This is a genomic window from Catenibacterium faecis (assembly GCF_014306455.1).
Classification (GTDB): domain Bacteria; phylum Bacillota_I; class Bacilli_A; order Erysipelotrichales; family Coprobacillaceae; genus Catenibacterium; species Catenibacterium mitsuoka_A.
The window spans coordinates 15,110-40,206 of the sequence record NZ_JACRWG010000017.1 but is presented as its reverse complement, the minus strand read 5'-3'; the positions used below and the strand labels follow the sequence as shown (position 1 = coordinate 40,206).

Annotated in this window: 23 protein-coding genes; all 23 read left to right on the top strand. The window is 42.2% G+C overall.

What is annotated here, in order from left to right:
• Positions 1 to 327 precede the first annotated feature (327 nt).
• The 23 genes from H8909_RS05580 to H8909_RS05470 all read left to right on the top strand — a co-directional run bounded on the left by H8909_RS05580 (position 328) and on the right by H8909_RS05470 (position 24,712).
• On the top strand, positions 328 to 4,704 hold the full coding sequence (locus H8909_RS05580; protein ID WP_055247154.1) for a SpaA isopeptide-forming pilin-related protein: 4,377 nt from the start codon (positions 328 to 330) through the stop codon (positions 4,702 to 4,704).
• An 88-nt stretch (positions 4,705 to 4,792) separates the two neighbouring features.
• Complete coding sequence (metK, locus tag H8909_RS05575; protein ID WP_167528845.1) at positions 4,793 to 5,953, top strand: methionine adenosyltransferase; 1,161 nt, start codon at positions 4,793 to 4,795, stop codon at positions 5,951 to 5,953.
• Positions 5,953 to 6,930: a DUF3991 and TOPRIM domain-containing protein gene (locus tag H8909_RS05570; RefSeq protein WP_006426986.1), complete on the top strand. Its 978-nt coding sequence runs from the start codon at positions 5,953 to 5,955 to the stop codon at positions 6,928 to 6,930. Before metK ends, H8909_RS05570 begins: the two co-directional genes overlap by 1 nt.
• Before the next feature lie 6 nt (positions 6,931 to 6,936).
• The gene (locus tag H8909_RS05565) at positions 6,937 to 7,683 is read left to right on the top strand and encodes a hypothetical protein (RefSeq protein WP_007884619.1); all 747 of its coding nucleotides are present in this window, start codon (positions 6,937 to 6,939) and stop codon (positions 7,681 to 7,683) included.
• Between the two features lie 20 nt (positions 7,684 to 7,703).
• Complete coding sequence (locus H8909_RS05560; RefSeq protein WP_226793175.1) at positions 7,704 to 8,507, top strand: DNA-methyltransferase; 804 nt, start codon at positions 7,704 to 7,706, stop codon at positions 8,505 to 8,507.
• Positions 8,508 to 8,588: 81 nt separating this feature from the next.
• On the top strand, positions 8,589 to 8,912 hold the full coding sequence (locus tag H8909_RS05555; RefSeq protein ID WP_015513330.1) for a DUF7768 domain-containing protein: 324 nt from the start codon (positions 8,589 to 8,591) through the stop codon (positions 8,910 to 8,912).
• Positions 8,913 to 9,050: 138 nt separating this feature from the next.
• A complete protein-coding gene (locus H8909_RS05550) occupies positions 9,051 to 9,221 on the top strand; it encodes a DUF3789 domain-containing protein (protein WP_117482321.1) in 171 nt (56 codons plus the stop codon).
• Positions 9,200 to 9,508, top strand: coding sequence for a plasmid mobilization protein (locus H8909_RS05545; protein WP_024852688.1), 309 nt, complete (start codon positions 9,200 to 9,202; stop codon positions 9,506 to 9,508). Before H8909_RS05550 ends, H8909_RS05545 begins: the two co-directional genes overlap by 22 nt.
• 6 nt (positions 9,509 to 9,514) lie before the next feature.
• Positions 9,515 to 10,804 (top strand): relaxase/mobilization nuclease domain-containing protein, encoded by a 1,290-nt coding sequence (locus H8909_RS05540; protein ID WP_007884624.1) that lies wholly within the window; start codon positions 9,515 to 9,517, stop codon positions 10,802 to 10,804.
• 2 nt (positions 10,805 to 10,806) lie between these two features.
• Entirely contained in the window at positions 10,807 to 11,613 is an 807-nt protein-coding gene (locus H8909_RS05535; protein WP_007884625.1) for a PcfB family protein, read from the top strand.
• A 5-nt stretch (positions 11,614 to 11,618) separates the two neighbouring features.
• Positions 11,619 to 12,593: an ArdC family protein gene (locus H8909_RS05530; protein WP_044927355.1), complete on the top strand. Its 975-nt coding sequence runs from the start codon at positions 11,619 to 11,621 to the stop codon at positions 12,591 to 12,593.
• A 49-nt stretch (positions 12,594 to 12,642) separates the two neighbouring features.
• On the top strand, positions 12,643 to 12,987 hold the full coding sequence (locus H8909_RS05525) for a hypothetical protein (protein ID WP_007884627.1): 345 nt from the start codon (positions 12,643 to 12,645) through the stop codon (positions 12,985 to 12,987).
• A 16-nt stretch (positions 12,988 to 13,003) separates the two neighbouring features.
• Entirely contained in the window at positions 13,004 to 13,282 is a 279-nt protein-coding gene (locus H8909_RS05520; protein ID WP_024852684.1) for a DUF4314 domain-containing protein, read from the top strand.
• A gap of 254 nt (positions 13,283 to 13,536) precedes the next feature.
• Positions 13,537 to 15,030 (top strand): VirD4-like conjugal transfer protein, CD1115 family, encoded by a 1,494-nt coding sequence (locus H8909_RS05515; RefSeq protein ID WP_256922714.1) that lies wholly within the window; start codon positions 13,537 to 13,539, stop codon positions 15,028 to 15,030.
• A gap of 99 nt (positions 15,031 to 15,129) precedes the next feature.
• Positions 15,130 to 15,435, top strand: a complete 306-nt coding sequence (locus H8909_RS05510) for a glutamyl-tRNA amidotransferase (RefSeq protein ID WP_330416782.1) — start codon at positions 15,130 to 15,132, stop codon at positions 15,433 to 15,435.
• An 87-nt stretch (positions 15,436 to 15,522) separates the two neighbouring features.
• Positions 15,523 to 16,365 (top strand): VirB6/TrbL-like conjugal transfer protein, CD1112 family, encoded by an 843-nt coding sequence (locus H8909_RS05505; protein WP_172590441.1) that lies wholly within the window; start codon positions 15,523 to 15,525, stop codon positions 16,363 to 16,365.
• A gap of 4 nt (positions 16,366 to 16,369) precedes the next feature.
• Positions 16,370 to 16,801, top strand: coding sequence for a DUF4313 domain-containing protein (locus H8909_RS05500; protein WP_007884639.1), 432 nt, complete (start codon positions 16,370 to 16,372; stop codon positions 16,799 to 16,801).
• A gap of 3 nt (positions 16,802 to 16,804) precedes the next feature.
• Positions 16,805 to 17,245: a PrgI family protein gene (locus H8909_RS05495; RefSeq protein WP_007884640.1), complete on the top strand. Its 441-nt coding sequence runs from the start codon at positions 16,805 to 16,807 to the stop codon at positions 17,243 to 17,245.
• Complete coding sequence (locus H8909_RS05490) at positions 17,238 to 19,568, top strand: VirB4-like conjugal transfer ATPase, CD1110 family (protein WP_199596345.1); 2,331 nt, start codon at positions 17,238 to 17,240, stop codon at positions 19,566 to 19,568. The genes H8909_RS05495 and H8909_RS05490 overlap by 8 nt, the downstream gene beginning before the upstream one ends.
• A complete protein-coding gene (locus H8909_RS05485) occupies positions 19,568 to 19,918 on the top strand; it encodes a hypothetical protein (RefSeq protein WP_006426970.1) in 351 nt (116 codons plus the stop codon). Before H8909_RS05490 ends, H8909_RS05485 begins: the two co-directional genes overlap by 1 nt.
• 29 nt (positions 19,919 to 19,947) lie before the next feature.
• Positions 19,948 to 21,639 (top strand): lysozyme family protein, encoded by a 1,692-nt coding sequence (locus H8909_RS05480; RefSeq protein ID WP_006426969.1) that lies wholly within the window; start codon positions 19,948 to 19,950, stop codon positions 21,637 to 21,639.
• A 170-nt stretch (positions 21,640 to 21,809) separates the two neighbouring features.
• Positions 21,810 to 24,071 (top strand): glycoside hydrolase domain-containing protein, encoded by a 2,262-nt coding sequence (locus H8909_RS05475; protein ID WP_007884642.1) that lies wholly within the window; start codon positions 21,810 to 21,812, stop codon positions 24,069 to 24,071.
• 80 nt (positions 24,072 to 24,151) lie between these two features.
• Entirely contained in the window at positions 24,152 to 24,712 is a 561-nt protein-coding gene (locus H8909_RS05470) for a hypothetical protein (RefSeq protein WP_006426967.1), read from the top strand.
• Positions 24,713 to 25,097 lie beyond the last annotated feature (385 nt).

Here is a 25,097-nt window from a genome sequence, read left to right as displayed (position 1 = left end):
GAATACATAGCCACTGTAATTATCAAAGTCCAAATCAATATGAAAAAAGTTATGTAAAGATTAATTGAATTAGTAAAGAAATCTCAGTTTGACTGGTACTTTTTCTTGACGTAGTACCAAAGCCATCGAAATTTTATCTGGATGGAATTCTGGAAGGATGTAAGGATAACCAGATTCCAACGGAGTCTGTCATGGAAGCGGTAAAACGTACCAGACAGGAAGTAAAAAAAGAAAAAAATCGATATGCAAGATAAAACGTACCGCAGAGGAAACATCTTCTGCGGTATTTTACTGAAAAAATCTATTTATAATAGGAAGGAAAAGCACATGAAGGTTAGAAAATTAAAGACCAGAATTGCTGCTTTTGGACTGGCTGTCCTGATGGGCATCAGTACCTTGAGCAGTGCGAATGCGTTTGCGGCCGAACAGACAGGCTCGGAACAGCAGACGGAAGTACAGGCATCTGAACAGGCGGTAACAAGCCAGAAAGATACATCAGTTACAGCAGATGATATCACAAAAGCAGTTTCAGATGATACATTTGCAGTGGAAACCAGTATGGAAGGAATCCATTATGATGCAGAAAAAGAAGATGTTACGCTTGTAAGTATCAAAGATGAGAATGGTGGAGAGTATCATTCAGACAAAGCAGGAACATATATTGCCACTTATATGGTCGTTCCAAAAGATAAGAGTGACAGCTATACCATCACCCGTAAAGTGACTCTGACGGATACCGAAGGACAGGCACATTCCGAAGAAAATGGTGGAGAGAAACAGAAGTCAGATACAGAATCTGAAGATGATTCGGATTCGCCTGTGCAGAACTACACAGATGTAGAAATTGAAACATCCGAAGAAGATGCATCTGCACAGGCAATCAAAGAACTGAAAGAGGACATCGAAGAGGGAAATGTGATGGTATTGTCTGCGGCTGAAAGAGCTACAAGCAGCGGTTCCACAGTTACATTGACAAAGGGGAGAACTATTTATTATCCAAGTTATATTGGAAATTATCTTACTTGCCTGTTTACAGTCAATGGAAAAATTGCATACTGCCTTCAGTCCCAGAAAGCATCCCCACCGAGTGGAAGTTATGTAGCACAGGTACTGGACAGCAATAAAAATCTGCAGAAAGTCCTTTATTATGGTTATGGCGGGGCAGGAGATCTGACAGGAAGTTATCTGTCTGGAAAAACGGAAGATGAAAAGTATGTGTATACACACATTGCAGCCAGCTATGCTTATGCAGGAGAAGCCGGATTTACAGGGTGTAATTATAATGACCTTGTAAATGCAGGGGTTATCGCATATATCAATTATCTGTTTGGACAGGAAGAACCGCCAAAAGGTGAACTGAGCCTTTCAAGCACAAAGCTGAATGCAGTACGGGATGGAAACATCCAGAAAACACCAAATATCACACTGTCTGGAGATCACAGAAACTATGTGACACTGAGTGTACCAGAAAATGTGACAGCACATAATCTTTCCAAAGGAACAAGTGTTACAAATGGAAAAATCCAGATTTATGGTGGAGATACATTCTATCTGTCCGCAGATTTATTACTGACAGGCAGTTATGCTTCCGGCAACTTATATGGTTCTGTCGGAAAGACATGGAGAACACTGGTGTTGACAACCGGAGATTCCAAGCAGGATATCGGTGTATTTGAAAGCGAAACAGCAGCGCCGGTAAGCTTCAGTGTACAGTGGCTGAATATGACACGCATTGAACTTATGAAGAAAGATGTCAATACACAGAATCCACTGTCAGGAGCAGTTTATGGTATTTATACTGATAAGAAGTGTGAAAATCTGCTGATGACAATGTCAGCAACCGGAACAGACGGAAAAGCAGTCAGCGATTATTTTGATTCTGCACTGAAAACAGTGTACGTGAAAGAGATCACTGCTCCGACAGGATACAAACTGAATACAGAAGTATATAAAGTGGCTGTTACTGCCGGAAAGACAATGACTGTAACAGCAACAGATGAGAGAGTCACCGGAAAGGTGAAAATCGCAAAGATCGATAAAGAAACACTTGCATTTAAAGCGCAGGGGGACAGTGTTCTTCGTGGTGCTGTGTATGGTCTGTATGCAAAAGAGGACATCGTGCATCCGGATGGCACAACAGGGGTTCTGTATAAACAGGACAGCCTGATTGCACAGGGAGTCATCGGAGATGACGGAACACTGGAATTTTCAGAATTATACCTTGGAGAAATGTATGTAAAAGAGATCACTCCACCGGAAGGATATACACTGGATACTACCAAATACGAGGTATCAGTAACTTATGAAGGTCAGGATGTTGCCGAAGTGACAAGAGACCTTACGGTAAAAGAGCAGGTAAAGAAACAGGCATTCCAGTTAATCAAAATCAGTGAAGATGGAGAGCAGACAGAAACAGACCTGGTTGCAGGAGCAGGATTTAAGGTATATCTGATCAGCGACCTGACACAGGTAAAAAATGGAAAACTGAAGCCAGCCAATGGAGAAAGCTATACAGCAAGCGATTTCAAAAATTATGACTTCAGCAAAGAGCAGGTTGCAGTTACTTACGAGAATGGAACAGCCGTACCAGTACCAGAACTGATCACTGATACAAAAGGATATGCAGTCAGCCCGGAACTGCCGTATGGAAGTTATGTTGTAGTGGAAAGTACTACCCCTGAGAATTTGAAAACCATTGATCCATTTGTTGTAAATGTGGAAAATGACAGCAGAGAGCCAATGCAGTGGAGAGTATTTGATGACCGCCCGTTTGAATTTTTGCTGAAAATTGTAAAGAAGGATGCACAGACTGGAAATACTGTTTTAAAGGCTGGTGCTTCTTATAAGATTTACGATGTGACAAATAAGAAATATGTGGAACAGGTTGTTCAGTATCCGAAGAAAGAAAAGATCAGTGTATTCGAAACAAACGAGGAAGGATATCTGATCACACCGCAGGAACTGAAGTGCTCTACCTACCGAATCGAAGAAGTGAAAGCACCGGAAGGATTTGTAAGACAGGGAAGCGAGGAGTCCCTGTATGATGGAACAACGATTATTTCACCATTAGAACAGACTACAAAAGGAACATATAAAGAAAATCCACAGAGTGGTATTGTAATTACAGTATCCTCAAACACTGCACATCAGATTGATCCAGATACAGGAGCTGCGATTGTAGAGGTAGAACAGAAAAACGATGAACAGGTAGGAAGCCTGCTCCTGACGAAAAAGGGAGAACAGCTTACCGAAGTAACCGGAGATTCTGTTCTGGCAAAAGTAAAAGCACTGGTTTCAAAAGTAAGAAATGCCGTATCTGGAAAAGAAGAAACAGGTATTTATAAAGGCTTTAAATATGAAGAAACCGGAGTAGAAGGCGCTGAATTCGAAATATATGCCAAAGATACCATCTATTCACCGGACGGAGCAAAGGACGAAGCAGGAAATCCAGTTGTCCGATATGAGAAAGATGACCTGGTAGCCAAACTGACTACAGATGAAAATGGAACAGCAGTTATCAACAATCTGCCACTGGGAACGTATTATCTGAAAGAAGTTGTAGCAGGAGAGAATTTTGTCCTAAATACAGAACAGAAAGAATTTACCCTGACAGCAGAGGATGATACACAGGCAGTTGTTTATGAAGGCGTTACCTATAAAAATGAAAGACAGAAAGTTTTCGTATCAGTAGAAAAGAAAGATTCTGTCACAGGCGAAAAGCTGGAAGGTGTTATTTTTGGACTGTATGCTGCAGAAGATATTCTTTCTAATCAGGGAGAGGTTCTCGTAGAGAAAGATACCTTGCTGGAAAAGAAAGCAACGGATGCAAAGGGAACACTTACTTTCGACAGTGATCTTCCACATGGAAAATACTATGTCAAAGAGGAAGTCAGAAAAGCTGGATATCTTCCAAATGAGGAAGTATGGAATGTAGATGCAACTTACGAAAATCAGAATCTTGCAAAGATTGAACTGAACAAAGAAGTTGAGAATCAGCCGACAGAAACACGCATTACAAAAACAGATGCAACTACCGGAAATGAGCTGGAAGGAGCCAAACTGCAGGTCATTGATAAAGACGGAAATGTTGTGGAAGAATGGGTAAGCAGTAAGGAAGAACATGTCATTTACGGACTGCCGGAAGGAAGTTATACCTTACATGAGGAACTGGCTCCTTATGAAGATGGCTATGTGTCTGCCAGCGATGTGATGTTTGAAGTCAAAGAAGATGGCAGTGTGACAAAGGTTGAGATGAAAGATGAATATTCCAAAGTGGAAATTTCAAAAACAGACCTTACAACCGGAAAAGAACTGGAAGGGGCAAAGCTTCAGATTATCCGCAAAGACGGAACTGTTCTGGAAGAGTGGATTACAGATGGAAAACCACATTCCGTTGAAAAACTCCCAGTCAATGAAGAACTTACTCTGCGTGAGATCACAGCACCGGATGGTTACGAGATTGCGGAAGATGTCACATTTACATTGAAAGATACAATGGAAGTCCAGAAAGTAGAAATGAAAGATGCCAGAACACCGGAGAAAACAACAGAAAAAACAAATGCACCAAAAACAGGTGATAACCAGAAAATATGGGCGTTTGTTCTGCTTGCACTGGCATCTGCTGGAACAGCTACAGGAGTGACTGTATACCGCAGAAAGAAGTCAAAAATGACAGACAACAAAAAAGAAACAGAAGAAAAATAAAATAAGAATTACAGGATAAACCAATCTGACAGGGCAGGAGATGTGCATAAAGCAGCTTCTGCCCTGTCTGTATATAAGGAGAAGAATGATGAGACGTTTTTATACAGCAGAATCAGTAACAGAAGGACACCCAGACAAAGTATGCGATCAGATAGCAGATGCAATCTTAGATGAATGTCTGCGTTACGATCCATCTTCGAGAGTGGCGTGTGAAGTCCTTGCTACAAGAGGAAATGTGTTTGTAGCAGGAGAAATCACCAGCGGATATGAACCACCAGTGTTTGATGTGATCCGAAAAGTTTTAGAAGAGTGTGGATATTGTACAGATGGGATAGAAATGGATACGTTTGTACACCAGCAGAGTCCAGATATTGCGAAAGCAGTGAGTGTGTCGAAAGAATTTCGGGATAATATCGGCGCAAAATTAAGAGATAGAAGCAGGGGAGCTGGAGATCAGGGTGTTATGGTCGGATATGCGTGTGATGATACTCCGCAGCTTATGCCAATGCCGACTGTTCTGGCACACCGGATCACACGTGAACTTTCGGCTTGCAGAAGAAGCGGATATATCAAAGATATCTTTTCGGATGGAAAAGCACAGGTAACCGTAGAATATGAAGATGGAAAGCCAGTGAGACTGGAAAGTGTTGTTGTTTCCTGCCAGCATGGTGCAGAAAAGAGCCTGAAGAAGTTAGATGCCGAAATCAGAGAGAAAGTGCTTCGCTCAGCACTCAGATTACTGCCGCCGGATGAGGATACGAAGATTCTGATCAATCCGTCAGGAAAATTTGTGTGTGGAGGGTTTGATGCAGATACCGGACTGACCGGAAGAAAGCTGATGGTGGATACTTATGGAAGTATGGTTCCGCATGGCGGCGGTGCATTTTCAGGAAAGGACTGTTCGAAAGTAGACCGTTCGGCAGCTTATATGGCAAGGTATATCGCAAAAAATATAGTAGCTGCTGAGTTTGCAAGCAAGTGTCAGGTGTCTCTGGCTTATGCAATCGGAGTAGCAGAGCCGGTTATGATTGAGGTGGATACCTTTGATACAGGGAAAGTGTGTGCGGATGATTGTCTGGCGGCAGCAATCCCACTGGTGTTTGGAGTGACACCTGTTCAGATCATGGAATCCCTTCGACTGAACCGTCCGATTTTCCGGCAGACGGCAGTTTTTGGTCATTTTGGAAGAAAGGAGTTTCCTTGGGAGCGGACGGATAAGGTACTGGATCTTCAGGATGCAATTCTGTAATGCCCTGGGTAACGGAAGAAGAGATTCAGGCAGCAAAAAATATGACTGCGTATGAGTATTTGCGGACGCATCAGGCACAGCGGTTGCAAAAGACAAGAACCAGAAATGAATGGCAGTTGACGGACCATGACAGTTTTAAAATCAATGAACTGTCCAGCAAATGGCATTGGAAATCCAGAGATATCGGTGGCGTGTCCGCACTGCGGTTCCTGATTGAAGTAGATGGAATGAAATTTACAGATGCCGTAAAACTGTTGTGCGAAGAGAGTCCGTCTTTTATTCCGACACAGTCTGCGAAAAAGGAAAAACCACCCTTTAAGCTGCCGGAGAGATATTGTAATTGCAGACGAATCAGGGCTTATTTAAACCACAGAGGAATCAGCGATGAAGTGATCACGTATTGCATTTCGCATGAAATCCTTTATGAAAGTGTCCCGTACCATAACGCTGTTTTTGTTGGAAAAGATGAATCCGGAAAAGCAAGATATGCATTCCTGCGAGGAATCTATGAAAAAAACGGGAAAGGATTCAAGATGGAGCAGACCGGGAGTGAAAAAAAGTACAGCTTTTGTATTCCACCTGAAAGAGAAACAAAACGAGTTGTCGTATATGAAGCGTGTATTGATGCACTGGCCCACATGACACTGGAAGAAGGAAAGAGGGATAAATATCGTCTTTCCCTTGGAGGAATCGCTGCTCCGAAAGAAAACACACAGATACAGAGTGAACGTTTTAAAAAGCTGCCGGATGCACTGGAAGAGTTTCTGAAGAACCATCCGGAAATCAAAGAAATTGAAATCTGCACCGATAATGACTTTGCCGGGAGATGGGCGAAAGAACAGATGAAAAAACATTACGAGGGAACGTATCAGATTATTTGCAATCTGCCGGAAAAAGAAGGGGCAGATTATGCAGACCTTGCGAAAGAAAAAAAGCAGACAAATAAATGCAGGGACAGACCATTAGAAAGAAGGTGATAGAGAATGGAAGAAAAAGGAACGATGCACGTACATCTGTTGACGGAGCTGACTGGAAATCTTTATTCAGAAGAATCCGAATGGGAAGAAGAGTGGTCGGAGAGTGATGAATATGGAATGCCATTAGATGGAACAGAACTTGCCGATTATGAAGAAGTCATCCGAGAAGAACTGGAACGCTATGGGGAAGATGATCTCATGCAGTATTTTGACGGAAGTGAGTCCATTCAGGAAAAGATACAAAGTGCAGTTGTTACGATAGAAAACAAAGACGGAATCCTGTACGGCTGTACCAAACTGGAATTAAATGAATTTTTAAGTCAGGAAGAACTACAGGAATTCACCGAATACATTACAGGGCAGTACAGTGACGGGTGGGGTGAAGGATTTGAACAGAGGGATATCAAGGTAGATGGTGGAACGATGAATGTGCATTTTTGGCATCCTAATATGGAACAGCCGAAAATGTATGAAAAGAAAACAGAGCAGATTCCGACAAAGCCTGAGAAACAACGTCCCAAGTTACAGCTCCTTGGACATGATGGGAATATTTTTTCCATTATGGGCGATGCCTCAACTCTTTTGAAAAAGAATAAACAGACAGCAGAAGCAAAAGAAATGCGTAAAAGGGTATTGGAAAGTGGGGACTATTACAAAGCACTTTTGATTATCAGCGAATATGTAGAAACTGAGTTGAGTCCGCCGCCCAAAGAAAATAAAAAGACAAAGAAGAAAAATCAGCCGGAACGCTGAGAAAAGAAAGGATGATGCCTATGACAAATGGCCTGAGTTTGGAAGAACTTATGAAAGAGGGAACATACCCGGAGGAATATACTGAAGGGGAAAACTGGAAAATATTACATGGAGATACATTAAAACTGGTCAAAGCATTCCAGCCGGGAATCTTTGATGCAGTTATTACCGATCCGCCGTATGCATCCGGTGGAACAAAACAGAATGAAAGAAATCGTACTACAAATCAGAAATACAGCAGTATGAGTGCTGCCAATGCACTTCCGGATTTCGATGGGGATAACAAAGACCAGAGATCTTGGACGCACTGGATGGCTGAATGGCTCTATGATGTGCGGAAAGCCTGCAAGAAAGGTGCTCCGATCTGTCTGTTCATTGACTGGCGTCAGTATCCATCGATTACCGATGCATTGCAGTGGGCAGGATGGATCTGGCGAGGAACAGCGGTGTGGGATAAGGGAAACTCCCGTCCACAGAAAGGCCGTTTCCGCCAGCAGGCTGAATATATTGTGTGGGGCAGTAACGGACCGATGCCGATCAACCGTCCGGTATCTTGTCTGCCGGGCGTCTTCCGATATGGCAATCCGCAGAACCGGATTCATGTGACAGAGAAACCGTTGCAGCTTATGAAAGATGTTATCCAGATTTGTGAACCGAGAGGGCTGATCCTGGACCCGTTTGTCGGAGCAGGAACAACTGTCCTTGCAGCGGTTATGACAGGTTATCGTGCAGTGGGAATTGAGGTAACAGATGCCTACTACAAACTGGGAAGTGACAGAGTGAAAATTGCATTAGAAGCAGAGCAGAAAGAGGATGAAAAGTAGCCGGGATGGCCAATTGGACATCTTGTTTTTTATAGAGAAAATGAGTGGCATCCAACTGGATGCAGGAAGGAGATGGAGCGTATGGAACAGGCGCTGGCTTATGTGTGCTGTTCAGCAGAAGAAAGCCGGGTAAAAGTGCAGAAATATTGCAGAAAAATCTATGAACTTGGGTATGTACCAATCTGTCCGAGATTTGTATTCTCACCATTCTTGGAAGAGTCTGATGCAGAAGATATGCAGGGATATGGAAGAATGTCCCATATCCTTTTACGGAGATGCCGGATGGTAGTCGTATGTGGGAAAGAAGTGACAGGAACAATGAATACCGAAATCAGTATGGCAGACAGACTCCATATCATTTGTACGACACTTGATGGACTGGTACAGATAAAAGAATCAAAATAAATCAGAATCGAGTCAATCCGGTGCTACAGAAACTGGCGGTACTCGTTTTGCAAGCATAGCGTTTGGATATCCAAACGCACTTTGGGGAGAACCCCAATCCCCCGGACACAGACGGAAATGGAAAGGAAGGATCAAGTCATGTTAAGAAATGGAGTAATGATTGTAATCGCATTGATGAGCGGAGGATTTATAGGAGTGATAGTGACCTGTTGCATGGTTGCAGCGAAAAAATCCGATGAGGAGCTTGGCGATATGATGAAAGAGAAAAGAGAAGGGACGGTGATGCAATGCGAAAACGAAACCATGTGATCCCGGTGCGGTTAAATGCAAGGGAACTCAGGGAATTGGAGGAACAGGTGGAAAAAAGCGGACTGAGTCGGGAAGAGTTTATGCGTTCGCTGATCTTAGGAGCACAGGTACACGCAAAACCTTGTGAACATCACCCGGAACTGCTTAGGAAGATAGCGGGTCTGTGCAATAATGCGAACCAGCTTGCCCATGTTGCGAATGCTTCGGGAATGGCAAGTGAGCAGAGTGTACAGGAAATGCTCCGGCTTACCAAAGAGACATGGCATCTGGTAAAGGAAGAGTGGTAATGACAGATGGCTTATACAAGTGTTATCCCCGTCCACCGCCTGGACCGTTCCATCGAATATGTGAAAGACAAAGAAAAAACCACACAGAAAGCAGACTCTCTGGAGGCTGCCATTGATTATGCCATGAACCGGACAAAGACGGAACAAGCGGTCTTCGAAGATACCATCGGATGCACCAATGAAAATGCGTATGAAGATATGCTGACAACGAAAAAGAGATTCCATAAGATGGGCGGTGTGGAAGGATACCATCTGGTACAGAGTTTTGCAGAAGGTGAGGTGACACCGGAACTGGCACATCTCATCGGGCAGGAACTGGCAGACCGGCTCTTAAAAGGACAGTTTGAAGTAGTCATAACAACACATCTTAATACCAGACACTATCATAATCATATTGTCTGGAATTCTGTAAGCATGGTGGACGGACATAAGTACCATAGTAATGCTAAGAGTTATTATACGGAGATCCGTAAGATTTCCGATGACCTGTGCAGAAAATATGGTCTGTCTATCATTGAATCCAATCAGAAAAAATCAATCCCTTATGTACAGTGGAAAGCAGAACAGGAAGGAAAACCGACATGGAGAATGGCGATCCGTTTGGATATCAGGGAATCGGTACAGGAAAGCTACTCCTGGTTACAATTCCTAAAAGAGATGGAAAAGCGGGGTTATACATGGAAACTGAACAGGAAATACATTTCTTTAAAAGCTCCGGGAATGGAGCGGTATATCCGTCTGCGTTCTCTCGGAAAAAACTATTCCGAAGAGGAAATACGTGGGCAGATACTACAGCCAAAGGTGAAACGAGTCTATCAAAAGGCAGTACAGATTCATCCCAAAAAGAAACTGACCGGGATTCAGGCACTGTATTATTCCTATTTATATCAAATGGGGGTACTGCCAAAAAGACCGAAAAGGAGTCCATACGCTGTCAGAGAGGATATCCGGAAACTGGACCGCAGGATTGAACAGATTGAATTTCTACTGAAACATGACATCATAACCAGAGAGCAGCTTGCCGCGTACCGAGAGCCATTGCAAAAGCAGATTGCGGAACTTATGAAAGAACGCAGAAGATTGTATCGGAATGGGGGCAGGGAGACTGGGGAAGAACGATTGTCCGAAATCAATGAGGAATTGAAGCGACTCCGTAAGGAAGTTCGTATGACCGTTCAGATTGAGAAACATTCCTTGGAAATCGAAGCGAGACTTCAGGAAGCGGAAGAACAGAGCCAGAATGAAAAACGTGTGGAAGATAAAGAAAGAATGCAGAAAAGTCAGGAGGTGAGATAAGTATGAATTACGGAGCAGAACCGGCAGATCAGGTGGTACGGTACAGTCTGGAAGGGATGGAGTATTCGCTGAAGATCACCGGGAATGTAGCAAAGCATGTGGCAGTCTTTATTGCTGCCGCCTTGAAGGACCAGAAAAAGACAAGAGGGAAAACAAGACTTACCAGAATGTTAAAGGAACAGCGCCCGATGAAATTTTTTACCGTTCCGGGTGACCGTTTAAAAGAATTTGCAAAAGAAGCCAAGGCGAGAGGTATCTTATATGTAGTCATCAAAGATAAGGTGAATCCGGACCAGACAGAGGTCATGGTATTTGCAGATGATGCAGCGAAGATGAATCGGGTATTAGACCGGATGAATCTGGATTTTGTAAAAGCAGAATCAGGCTCTATGGTTACGGAAGCAGTGGAAAAAGAGACTGCACCGGAAAAGGCAGAAAACCAGATGGAAAAAGAAACCGGGGAGAATGTACGGACAGAGACCGTTGTCCTGCCGGAAGGCAAGATAGAATTTGAACTGGACGATGCGGAAGAAATGTTCCAGATCGGGGATGAGGCTTTCCCGGAAGGAAATTTTACACAGGCGCAGGAGGGGGAAGAAAAGAATCCATCCGAACCTTTCTCGCGCAACAGAAATACTTCTTCCGATCGGGAAATTAGCTGGAAAGAAAAGAATGAAAAACCATCTGTGCGGAAAGAACTCGGAGATATCCGCAAGGAACAGGAAGAGAAACGTAAGAGGCCGGACAGACGGAAAAATGCCAGAGAGAGCCGGAAGAAACGTAAGAATATGAAAACGAAAGGCAGGTAATGTATATGGATTTAACAGATATGATTTCAGGGGGAACGGAAGAACAGCAGGTTCCTGAACAGAAATTGACGAAAGAAGAATATGCAGCCAAAAAACAGCAGGAAAGAGAAGAGGTATGGGCTGAAGTAGATTCACAGGCACAGGGAGTTTTTCAGGATGGAGAAAAACTGAAAGGCTTTCTGGACTTTATGGCAGAGTGTAATACCCAGAGAACACCGAATCTGCTTTTGATTTACGGACAGCATCCAGATTTTAAGGTGGTAAGGTCTTATGAACGCTGGAGAGAAGAACACCGTTCGGTCAAAGTCGGGGAACATGGCATTACTTATATGATTTCCACTGAATACGAAAAAGACGGAGAAATGCGGAGAGGGTATACGATTGGAAAAGGATTTGACATCAGTCAGATGTCTGGAAAGCCATTGGAAGAACGCCCTCAGCGAAGTCTGACAGAACTGATAGGAACTGTCTTAAAAGACCAGTCGGTACGTGTGCAGATTGAGGATGATCTGCCAGACAAAGTGCAGGCCCAGTACAATCCGAGATACCGTACCATTTATATCCGCAACGGAATGAGTGAAGTAACGACATTCCATGCACTGAACAGAGAACTGGCGTGTGCAGCACTGGACCAGCATACCGGAACCTACAGCCGACAGAAAGTCAGTGCACAGGCTTATTGTGCAGCCTATGTGATTGCGAAACGTTATGGTGTGGATGTTACCGGATTCAATCTGGAGTATATTGCACAGAGAAATGAATGTGGAAAGAAAGATCCACAGGAACTGAGAGACTTTTTAAATGATGTCCGTCAGGCTTCCTATAGTATCCGAAACCATATCGAACGGAATTTTGGTGCAAAGGAACAGGAGTATGTAACCGATGAGTTCGCAATCGGAGACCCTGTAAAAACACCGGAAACCAAGGATGAAAAAGCATCTGGAAAAGAGAAAAAAGCAAAGAACCAGCCGGAACGATAAAAGTGAAAAAGTTGGACGGTTGGAGTAGCTATTACGGAGGTCTTGTGATATGGTTGGTGTAACAAAAAAGGAGGTCAGCCAGATGACAAAATACTATTTGAAGATGGATAACATTATGAAAAATATGTTCGTGGTGGCACTGAATGATGAGCTACAGGCGCAGAGTGAGCAGGATGAATGTTTGGAAGAAACGAAAGCTCTTCTGAAAAAAGTAAGTGAATACGACCTCGCTCAGAAACGACTGCAGATTACAGCCGGGGAACAAAGGCAGATCCGTAAGGCACTGAACAGACTCAGAAGTAAATATCTTGCAGCCGGAAGATACAGTGATGGAATAGATAAAGTTATTATTCAGGTTGCAAAACCGAATACTAGCAGACACATGTTCTGGTAGAGAAAGGAGTGGTTGATTGGTCATTTATTCAAGAGAAAAAGTGGCAAGACTTAGAGAACAGTATCCGGCAGGAACAAGAATCTGTCTGAATTCGATGGATGGAGAAGCGGGTATGCCGCAGGGACTGGAAGGAACTGTGCAGTATGTGGATGATGCAGGCCAGCTTGGTGTTAAGTGGGACAACGGCAGAAGTCTCTCACTGATACCGGGAGTGGATTCCTTTCATAAGAAAGAAGGACAGGGACATCCAGAAGAAAAGCCACGCAAGAAAAGAGAATCTGACTTGCAGAGATAAGTACAAAAAAGCAGGACTGGGTTCTGTATCTTGTCTTTCTGCCATTTGTCTGGTGGGCGGCAGCGATTACCGCTTGTGCCATTACACCGGATAAGAATTTTATTCAAATCTTAGAAACGCTGAGCGAAAAACTCGAACAGCCGTTTTTTATCACGTATACACCGTATACGTTCAAATGTATTCTGATATTCACAGCAGCCTATTTCTTAGGCATTGGTATTTATGAATCCCAAAAAAGAAATTATAGAAGAGGCGTGGAACATGGTTCCGCAAAATGGGGCAACGTGTCCGAAATCTGCAGACGTTACTGCGAAAAGCAGTACACGAATAATCTGCTTCTGACACAGCATTTCCGCATGGGACTGGATGGATATAAGCATAAACGAAATTTAAATGTGCTGGTAGTCGGAGGTTCCGGGGCAGGAAAGAGCCGGACCTATGCGATTCCGAACATCATGCAGTGCAACTGCTCGATGGTGATCACAGATCCGAAAGCGGAACTTCTGCGCAAAACAGGAGGTGTTCTGGAACGGAATGGATATGAAGTCCGGGTTTTTGATTTGATCAATCCGGAGACTTCCTGGTGTTATAATCCGTTTGCGTATGTCCGGGATGACAAGGATGTGCTGAAACTAATTAACAACCTGATCCGCAACACGACACCGAAAGGTGCACAAAGCTCGGACCCGTTCTGGGAAAAGTCAGAGACTGCACTTTTACAGGCACTTATGCTGTATTTACTGCATGAAGCTCCACCGGAAGAACAGAACTTCCCGATGATCATGGAAATGCTTGGAAGCGCACAGGTCAAAGAAGATGATGAGGATTACCAGTCACCATTGGACATTTTGTTTGAAAGACTGGAAATGCGGGACCCAGAGAGTATTGCGGTCAAGCAGTATGCCATTTATAAGCAGGCGGCCGGAAAGACCGCAAAGTCTATTTTGATATCGGTTGGTGTCCGTCTGGCAGCGTTCAATCTGAAACAAATCGCCAACCTGACCTGTACGGACGAACTGGACTTATACAGTATTGGGGAGAAAAAAGTAGCACTGTTTTGCTGTATTCCGGATGCAGACACCAGCATGAATTATCTGGTCGGCATGATTTACAGTAATCTGTTTCAGACACTGTATTATGTGGCAGATCGGAAGTACGGAGGAAGGCTTCCGATTCCGGTACACTGCATTATGGATGAATGGCCAAACGTAGCCTTGCCGGATGATTTTGACAAGATTCTGGCAACCATGCGTTCCAGAGGGATTTCCTGCAGTATCATCATCCAGAACATTGCACAGATGAAAGCCTTATTTAAAGACTCGTATGAGAGTCTGATCGGCAACTGCGATGAATTTTTATATCTGGGTGGAAATGAAAAAGAAGGACATAAGTATGTCTCGGAATTATTGGGAAAAGAGACATTGGATACCAATACCTACGGACAGACAAAAGGGCGTAGCGGCAGCTATTCGGTGAATTATCAGCAGACAGGAAGGGAACTTTTAACACCGGATGAAATACGGCTTTTAGATAACCGCAAAGCGATTTTGTTTATTCGTGGGGAGCGTCCGATCATGGACGATAAATATGATTTAAAAAAGCATGTGAATTTCAGATACACAGAGGACGGTGGTGCATCGCCTTATGATTATGCGAAAACACCACTGGCTCACGACGACCTAAAGATTGACATTAACAGATTAGACGATTACGAACTGCTGTCTACCGAGGACATCCTTGGTGAATAGCAGTTTTTTGATGGATTGGAGTGATGTGTATTGAAGAAACTTCTCACAGGAGAAAAAAATAGAACAAAAAAGAATACAACTGAAAAAATGATAACCCCGATGCCGATGGGGAGAAAACAGAAAAAGTGGATGAGCCTTTATATGGCACTGGTACTGACCGTAACGGTTGGAGCAACGACCGCATTCGCAGCCGGAGATCCGTTGTCCGTTATCAATAACCTGTCTACCTTTATTTTTTCTCTGATTCGTGCGATCGGTTTGATTTTGCTTGGATTTGGTGTTGTGCAGGTTGGTCTGTCTTTAAAAAGCCATGATCCAAGCCAGAGGGCAAATGGATTTCTGACACTGGCCGGAGGGGTAATTATTACGTTCGCCAAAGAAATCCTCGATTTGATTATGGCGTAAGCCTCTTTGAAAAAATATATCAGGAAACAGCAGGAGTGCCGGAAGGTACTCCTGTATTCAAAAATATGTTTAAGGAGGTGAGAGTTTTTGAGTGATAACTGGATTGTACAGAATCTAAACTCAGCACTATCCACATGGAGTGAAAAGATGGCAGAACTGTGGACTCTGCTGACCGAAAATCCGGCAACTTTTAAGGGCGGCGGCATCTGGCGGATTATGGTAAATATTAATGATGCACTGACAGCCATTGCTTATGGATTACTGGTATTATTTTTCGCAGCCGGAATCATTAAAACGTGTGGCAGTTTTACAGATCTGAAAAAGCCGGAACATGTGCTAAAAGCATTTATCCGGTTTGCACTTGCTCAGGGAGCAATTACATACGGGATGGAACTTATGCAGGCACTGTTTTCCATTGTGCAGGGAATCGTGACAACCGTAATGAGTGGCTCCAGTATGGCAGGAAGCGTGACGGAACTGCCAACGGAGATTGTAGATAAGATTGAGAGCGTGGGAATGCTGGAATCCATTCCGTTGTGGATTGTTACACTGCTTGGCAGTCTGCTGATCACTGTATTGTCATTTGTAATGATCCTGACAGTGTATGGCAGAATGTTCAAAATCTATATGTATACGGCAATCGCCCCGATTCCGATTTCCTCATTTGCAGGAGAACCCACGCAGTCCATTGGAAAGAACTTTATCCGTTCTTATGTAGGCGTATGTCTGGAAGGGGCAATTATTGCACTGGCATGTATTATCTTTTCTGCTTATGCAGCAAGCCCTCCGGCTGTCGGAGATACGGAGTTGAGTGCAGTTACAATCGTGTGGAACTATGTCGGAGAACTGGTATTTAATTTACTGGTGCTGGTTGGAGCAATTAAGGCATCTGACCGTATTGTCAGAGAAATGATGGGACTTGGAGGTTAAAAATATGGATATAAAGAAAACATTAAGATATAACTGGGAATTTGGACGTGAGACAGTAGCAATACGAGTGAGCTCTTATCGGAACAATGGAAATTTATATGTAGGACTCTGCCATAAGGAAGGGAGAGAATGGGAAGATTTTGGAGATGTAACCATTAATCTGCCCTATCAGTTCTTAGAGCCAAATGAGGCTTTTATAACAGGAGATTTTACCAAGGATATGCTTCATTTTATCAAGGAACATAAACTAGGAAAAGTGTTGAATGAAACAGGAAGATCAGGATATGCAACCTATCAGAAGGTAGCGTTTGATCTAGCAAGACTTGCGGAATTTGATCCGGAAGGCGTTGCAGAACACTGTAGATTTGCCGGGATAGAAGTACCGAAAGAAAAACCACAGAAAACGAAGAAACAAAGCAGAGGAAAGGAGCGATAAGTTATGGAAGTCAAGATGAATAAAGAAATCCGGGACTATCAGGAATCCATGTTTATGGGACTGGACCTGAGACAATGTGTGTGTTCTGTTCTTGCGATTCTTACAGCAATCGGAATTTACTTTGGAATGCGTGAAATTACCGGACAGGAAATAACCGGATGGCTGTGTGTGCTTGGTGCTACTCCATTTGCTGCCTGTGGCTTTTTCAAATATCATGGTATGACAGCCGAACAGTTTTTATGGGCAGTGATCAAATCCGAATTGCTGTATCCGAAGAAACTGGTGTTTCAGTCGGAAGATATCCACTACTCCTGCATGCAGGAGACCATCTCGCTGGGAGAAAAGAATCAAAAGGATGGAGCGGAAATCATAAAAGAGCGGGAGCAAAGAGCAGAAGCAAAACAGAGAAAGAAACGCAAGGGAAGGAGTGATGCCTTTGATTAAAACCTTAAGTCAGGCACTTCGGATGGATAAGGAACGCTTCAAAGTTCCGAAATCAGTCCAACAGGCAATTCCCATCCAGCGAATCTGGCCGGATGGAATTTTTCAACAGGGAACGAAATTCTCAAAAACATATCGTTTTACAGATATCAACTATTATATTGCGAGTAAGGACAATAAGACAGAAATGTTTCTGGATTATTCCGAACTCTTAAATTCACTGGATTCCGGCATTTCTGCCAAAATTACCATCAATAACCGGAGAATCAATAAAGAAGAATTTGAAAAATCAATCCTGCTTCCAATGAAGGAAGATGGACTGGACCACTATCGGGAAGAATACAACGAAATGCTCCTGTCTAAGATTACAGGAACAAACAACAGCATCTATCAGGAACGGTATCTGACTGTCAGTGTACATAAAAGATCGATTGACGATGCAAGAACCTATTTTGCACGTATCGGAACAGACATCGTAACACATCTGGCAAAGTTATCGTCCACAGCAGAAGGACTGGACGCAGAGAGCCGGCTCCAGATTTTCAGGGACTTCTTCAAGGGAGATGTCCCACAGGCATTTCCGTTTGATCTGAAACAATTTGCCAAGAAGGGAACAAGTTTCAAGGACTGGATGTGTCCGGATTCTATGGAATTTGAACGTGACCATTTTAAAATCGGTGACAGGTACGGAAGAGTCCTGTATATGCAGGATTATGCAAGTTATGTTAAAGATGACATGATTTCAGAACTGTGTGACTTCAGCCGGAATCTGATATTGTCGATTGATATCCTGCCAGTCCCTACGGATGAAGCGGTAAGGGAAATCCAGAACCGACTGCTTGGTGTGGAAACCAACGTGACCAACTGGCAGAGAAGGCAGAACGCTAATAATAACTTCTCGGCAATCGTACCATACGATATGGAACTTCAGAGAAAAGAAACCAAGGAAATGCTCGATGATCTGACAACCAGAGACCAGCGTATGATGTTCGGAATTTTGACAATGGTACATCTGGCAGACAGTAAAAAACAGTTGGATTCCGATACGGAATTATTATTGTCGATAGCAAGAAAGCATCTGTGCCAGATGGCAACATTAAAGTGGCAGCAAGTGGACGGACTCAATACAGTGCTTCCTTACGGACTGCGAAAGATCAATGCCCTGCGTACATTGACAACGGAATCAACGGCTGTTTTAATCCCGTTCCATACACAGGAAATCCTGCAGCCGGGCGGTATCTATTATGGGCAGAATGCAGTCAGCAAGAACCTTCTGGTAGCCGACCGGAAGAAACTGATGAATGGAAACAGTTTCCGGTTGGGCGTCAGTGGATCAGGAAAGAGCTTTTCGGCAAAAGAAGAGATTGTGCATCTGGCATTGAGTACCGATGACGATATCCTGATTCTTGATCCGGAGTCCGAATTCACAAAATTAGTAGAGGCTCTGGGTGGACAGGTTGTAAAAGTATCTGCGACATCAGACAATCACCTGAATGCAATGGATATGGACGCAGCCTACGGCAATGAAAAGAATCCACTGATTGAAAAATCGGAGTTTATTCTGTCTGTATTTGAACAGTTGGTTGGAGCAGGAAACCTGTCAGCAAAAGAAAAGTCAATCCTGGACCGCTGTGCTGCAGATGTGTACCGGGATTATATCCGAAGTGGTTATACCGGAGAAGTTCCGACATTGAAAGATATGTACCGACAGTTGATGTTACAGCCGGAAGAAGAGGCAAGGGGACTTGCACTGTCATCCGAACTTTTTATCAATGGAAGCCTGAACACCTTTGCACAGCCGACCAATGTGAATAAGAAGAACAGGATCATGGATTATGATATCCGGGAACTGGGGGAACAGCTTATGCCACTGGGAATGCTGGTTACCTTAGACAGTATTTTCAACAGGGTAATTCAGAACTGGAAAGAAGGAAAAACGACATGGATATTTGCCGATGAGTTCTATCTGTTATTCCGCTATGAATACAGTGCAAATTTCTTCTACCGACTGTACAAGAGAATCAGAAAATACAATGGATTCGTGACAGGTTTAACCCAAAATGTTGAGGAACTTCTGAAATCGGACACTGCAAGACTGATGTTGGCAAACAGTGAGTTTTTGATTCTTTTGAATCAGGCAAGTACAGACAGGGAAGAATTGGCAGCTCTTTTGAATATTTCCGAAAACCAACTGTCCTATATTACAAATGTATCGGTTGGCAGTGGCCTAATCCGTTGCTCTGGGAATATCGTACCATTTGAGAATACGTTCCCAAAGAATACAGACCTTTATAAACTAATGACAACAAAACCGGGAGAATCATAATGAAGAAAAAAGAAGAAGTAACGATAACTTTTTATGCTGCAGAGTGCGGTGAGTTCCATGATTTAGGAGAATATACAAAATGCAGAACGCTGGAAGAGGCATATAAAAAGTACCAGAAATATTGTAGAACATCTGCCAATATGTGTCCGGCTATTGAGTTTTCTATTCATGATCCAGAATCAATTTATTCAGACATGGAATATCCATTACCGTTGTCATCAAAAGACAGGGGAGACTTGGAACTTGTGCCATATTACAACGAACATCCACTGGTAAATGAGGCAATCAGACAGGTGGAGCAGTTGCAGAAACAGCAGGAAAAAAAGAAACATCGGGATGTTGCCCGATGAGATAAGAGATACGGAAAGAGGGTGACCGGATGAAAGATATCAAGGAACGGGTAAGGGATAAGAATCCGAAGATTCGAAATCCGGCTGCCCGACTTCCGAAAGAACTGGTTCGCTCAGCGGTTCTGGAAGCAAAAGAAAAGCCAAGGGAACTACATGAAAAAAGCAGTGGGCAGTCAGAATCCCCAACACAGTATGGAACTGAAAAAATAGAATCCGTACAGTACAGAGCGGCGAGTGTGGCAGGAAAAAGTATAGGGAAAACCACATATCAAGGTGGAAAAAAACTTGCTGGAGTGACCTACAGGAAGATAAAGGAAAGAAAAAGCAGACAGGAAGAAGCGAAAGCTGCCGAAGAAGCAATGGAGCAGGGGGCAGAAAGCGGAAAGAAATTAATCAAGTTGAAACCGGAGCAGGCAGCACTTGCCAAGGAGAATGGTAAACGGCAGGTGAAAGCAGCACCGAGAGTGGTAAAAGTATCCGGTCTGTCTCAAGAAAAAATAAAGACACAGGCATCCATGCAGAAACAGCAGATGGAAAAAAGTCTTCAGGCGATGCAGAAAGCAAGAGCAGCCCAGATGGCAAGAAAGTCAGCACAGGCATCGGCAGAAAGTGGAAAAGCAGTCCTTCAGGTAACTGGAAAGGGTTCAAAGTTATCCGTACAGGGAATTACAGCAGCGATTCAAAAAGGGGTAGTAGCTCTTGAAAAAATGGGAAAATGGATTGCTGCCGGAGGTAGTGCATTTCTTCTGGTATTTATTCTGATTGTGGGAATCATTGCAGGAGCAGCTTTCAGCAGTAATTCGGAAAGCTCCGAATCCCTAAGTGAAGAAGTGCTTGCGTATACTTCTGTGATACAGCAGTATGCATCCCAATACGGCATTCCGGAATATGTGTCTGCGATACAGGCCATCATGATGCAGGAATCTGGAGGCAGGGGAACAGACCCGATGCAGTGTTCGGAAAGTCCATATAATACAAGATTCCCACACACTCCTGGTTCTATTACTGATCCGGATTATTCGATAGAGGTTGGAGTACAGACCTTTGCAGACTGTATCAGACAGGCAGGATGCAGCAGTCCACAGGATCTGGACAAGCTGAAACTTGCATGGCAGGGATATAACTATGGAAATGGCTACATAGGATGGGCATTGCAAAGAGGCGGTTATACAGAAGCCAATGCATTGCAGTTTTCACAGGAACAGGCAGCTTCGCATGGATGGAGCAGTTACGGAGATCCCCAATACGTTCCCCATGTGATGCGGTATTATTCCGGTGGCAGCCTGTTTGCTGGTTTGTTTGGTAATCAGCAGATTGTGTCGGTTGCAATGGGGCAGCTTGGAAACAGTGGCGGTCAGAAGTTCTGGAGCTGGTACGGATTTGACAGTCGGGTAGAATGGTGTGCCTGTTTTGTAAGCTGGTGTGCGGATCAGAGCGGTCTGATTGCAAGTGGGAATGTTCCTAAATTCTCATTGTGCAGTGATGGAGTGTCCTGGTTTCAGGGAAAGAATAAGTGGCAGAGTGGCGGAACAACTCCGACAGCTGGAATGATCATCTTTTTTGACTGGGATCATGATGGAACATCGGATCATGTAGGAATAGTAGAAAAGTGTGAAGGTGGAAGAGTTTACACGATTGAGGGAAATTCCAGTGATCAGGTACGGCAGAGAAATTATGCAGTAGATTACAGTTCTATAATGGGATATGGGGTGATAAATTGATGGTTTCTTTCATAATTTGTTAAGGATTTTATAAGGGAGTTAATGAATCCTTTGGAAAATAGTCACAAAATAGGCACAGTTGATTGATAAATTGTTATTGTAACTTTTAGTGATAGACATATAAAGAGTTAGAAATCTTTATAATTGACTTGAATTAGGAGGTAGTGAATATGAGTGATCAGAATGTAAAAGCAGCACAAAAATATTTAAATGCGATGTTTGGTGGACATAAGGATTGGGTAAAACTGGATGAAGATGGAAAGACCGGAACAGCCGTGATGCAGGGAATCATTCGTGCATTTCAGATTCAGAATGGAATCTCAACGATTACAGGAACGGTTGGACCACTTACTATTAATACCATGAAGAAGTTAGCCATTATTACAAAAATGGATCCGAATGATACTCCGCAGGTTAATGTATGCTTGATTCAGTGTGCTCTGTTTTGCAAAGGATATGCTGCTGGAGGAATTACTGGAATTTATTATACATCAGGAGTAAATGCAGTTAAAAAGATGCAGGAAAATGCAGGACTGGAAGTTACGGGCAAAATTGATTGGAAAGTTTGGTCTGGATTGTTATCCCTAAACTGGTTTACAAAGGTTTCTGGTGGGGATTCCAATATTGTTCTTATTCAACAGCAATTAAATAGTGACTGGTCAGATGTTATTGGTGTTGGACCTTGTGATGGAATTGCCTCAAGACAGACAATTTTGTCTTTAGTTGGTGCATTGCAGGCGGCTGAAGGAGTTACAACTGAATTAATTACAGATTTGAATTCAGTTAATTTTGGCGATGCAACAACAAATGCGTTTCCGGGTACATTACAGAACGGACAGAACTCGACGAAATATGTTCCATTTAATAAGATTGCTCAATACGGACTATATTTTAACGGATATAATCCGGGAAGATTCGATGGCGTGTTTGATTCGACTACAGAGTCAAAGGTGTCAGAATTTCAGGAGTTTTATGGTCTGACAGGAATTGGACTTGTAACAAAAGGAAAAGTAAATGTTTCTACTATGAAATCATTGCTTACGAGTAAAGGCGATACAAACAGGGCAGCAAAAGCGTGTGACTGTGCAACAGTATTAAATAAACAACAGGCATTAGATATAAAAAATGCAGGGTATACTCATGTAGGACGTTATCTGACAGGTTCTGTTGGAAAAGAACATACACCGAAATATTTGACATCAACAGAAGTGAAAAACATTGAAAATGCAGGATTATCGGTATTCCCGATATATCAGGATGGAGGATATGAATTAAACTATTTTAAGGATCCGTCCCAGGGAAGTGTTGATGCACAGACAGCAATTTTAGCAGCCGAGAGAATCGGTATACCAAGTGGAACGACTATATACTTTGCAGTGGATTTTGATTGTTATTCATATCAGATTGATACATTTATTATACCTTATTTTGAACAGATTCACATGATCTTTTTCAGTTCGACAAATGATAAAAATTATAAAGTCGGCATTTATGCACCAAGATATGTATGTACTAAAGTTTATGAAGCAGGATTGGCAAGTAAATCATTTGTGGCAGATATGTCAACTGGATTTAGCTGTAATTTGGGATATTCGATGCCGAAGAACTGGGCATTTGATCAATTTTGTGAGTTGAACTCATTTTCTTCATCACCTTCGTTCCCACTGGATAAAGATGCATATTCAGGGAGAGATACTGGATTTAAAAAGTTCGATGCCGTATCGACAAAAACAGATGAGGAAATAGCGCAAGAAAATCTTCGGGCAAAGGTAAAAATAGCACGAAATCAATATGTCTATAATGTAATGGAGCCGCTTGGTTATCTGAATAAAATTATGGATGTGGGTGTGGAGTATGATAAGGAAATTTCACTGGGAACAATGATGAGTCCTCAAGGAGCAATTGATATTTCTACTAAAATATCCACATCGCTTGAAAGTTCAACTGGTAAAATTTATAATATAAAAGTGGATATAGGAAATGATGGAGAATTGACACAAACTTGCAAAAATCAAATTATGGAGATTTCATCAAATTTATCAGATACAGGTATAGAGGGAGCAGATAACTTTGGAAATACGATAGAAAAAATTGCTTTATCGGTTAAATCTGGTAATATTGCTTTTGAAATAAATAATGTTTTTGCCAATAGTGTAGAGTTTTCCATTGTATTTAGTACATCAGATTTGCTGCCAGAAGAGGAAAAAGAGTGGACAATATCGGTTGCTTTGATTTTTACAATGACATTAAATTCTAATAGTGGTCTTGAATTTAATGTTGTAGAATTCACAAAAGAGCATAGTAATATACTGGCAGGAGCCGTAATATTAGTTCTTGCGGGTGCATTAGTTGTAAATGCAATTCCGTCAATTATTGCTTTATTTTCAGCTGGAGCAGGTACTGTTTTTGGTTTGTTGATTCAAGCGCTGTAAATTGTAAAAGAATAAAAGAGACAATGGCCAGAGGTTCGATTTTATAAAGAGGACCTCTGGCAAAAGGAGGATTAAGAAGAATGCATATTAAATCAATTGTGTCAGATGAGGATAGGGAAGAATTAGAAAGAATGCTTTCGCTTGGGTTTATAATTCCTAATCAATTATTTAAAACAAGACAGAAAAGTAGAATGATTATCTATATTTTTACACCTGTAGAATTTTTACTGTCGATTAATTGTTATCTGTCGGAAAGTTATTTGATGTTTGGAATAGGGATTGGAACTTGTGTGGCTTGTGTGGCTTGGATTATTTGGTATCAAATGATTGGTAAAAATTTTGAAAAAAATGTTCATGAATTTGTCTGGGGTAGATCAGGATATGAAACGGTGGATATCGATGAAAACGCAATTAAAATAGATGAAGATCAAATTTATGAATTTAAAAATATTGATAGAATGTTCTTATATAAAAACTTCTTTTTTTTCATAACAAATGAAAAGAAAATATTTATATTTAAAACGACAGATATGGAGTCGGATGAACTTATAAAAATTATTAAAACAACAGGGATTTTATTTGAAAAAAAAGAAAAACCATTTAATATTTATAAGTATTGTAAAAAAGGAAAAAGTTTTTAAAAATAAGCAGAGGATGGTGGATTTATCATCCTTTTAGAGAAGAGCATGTATTTTAAAGGGAATCTGGTTTTGCAGGTTCCCTTTTTGCCATCAAAAACGTTGATGTTTTATCAAATGACGCTAAAAATAAAAAGAATAATGCAGGGGGTGACATTATTAGTTATCGCTGTAATATTTGGATAAAATATAAATAAAACATAAAAAATATAAATAAATTATAAAATGGCGACAGTTTTTTCTTGTTCAAGTGTTTATTATATAGAGGACAAAATAAGACAGCAAAGGAAGTGGTGCTGTTGCATCGGAAAAATGACACAAAATTAGTGATGTCCATTCGGGAAAAGAATTGAAGGGGATTCTTTTCCCCATTTGTCGTGTTACGAAA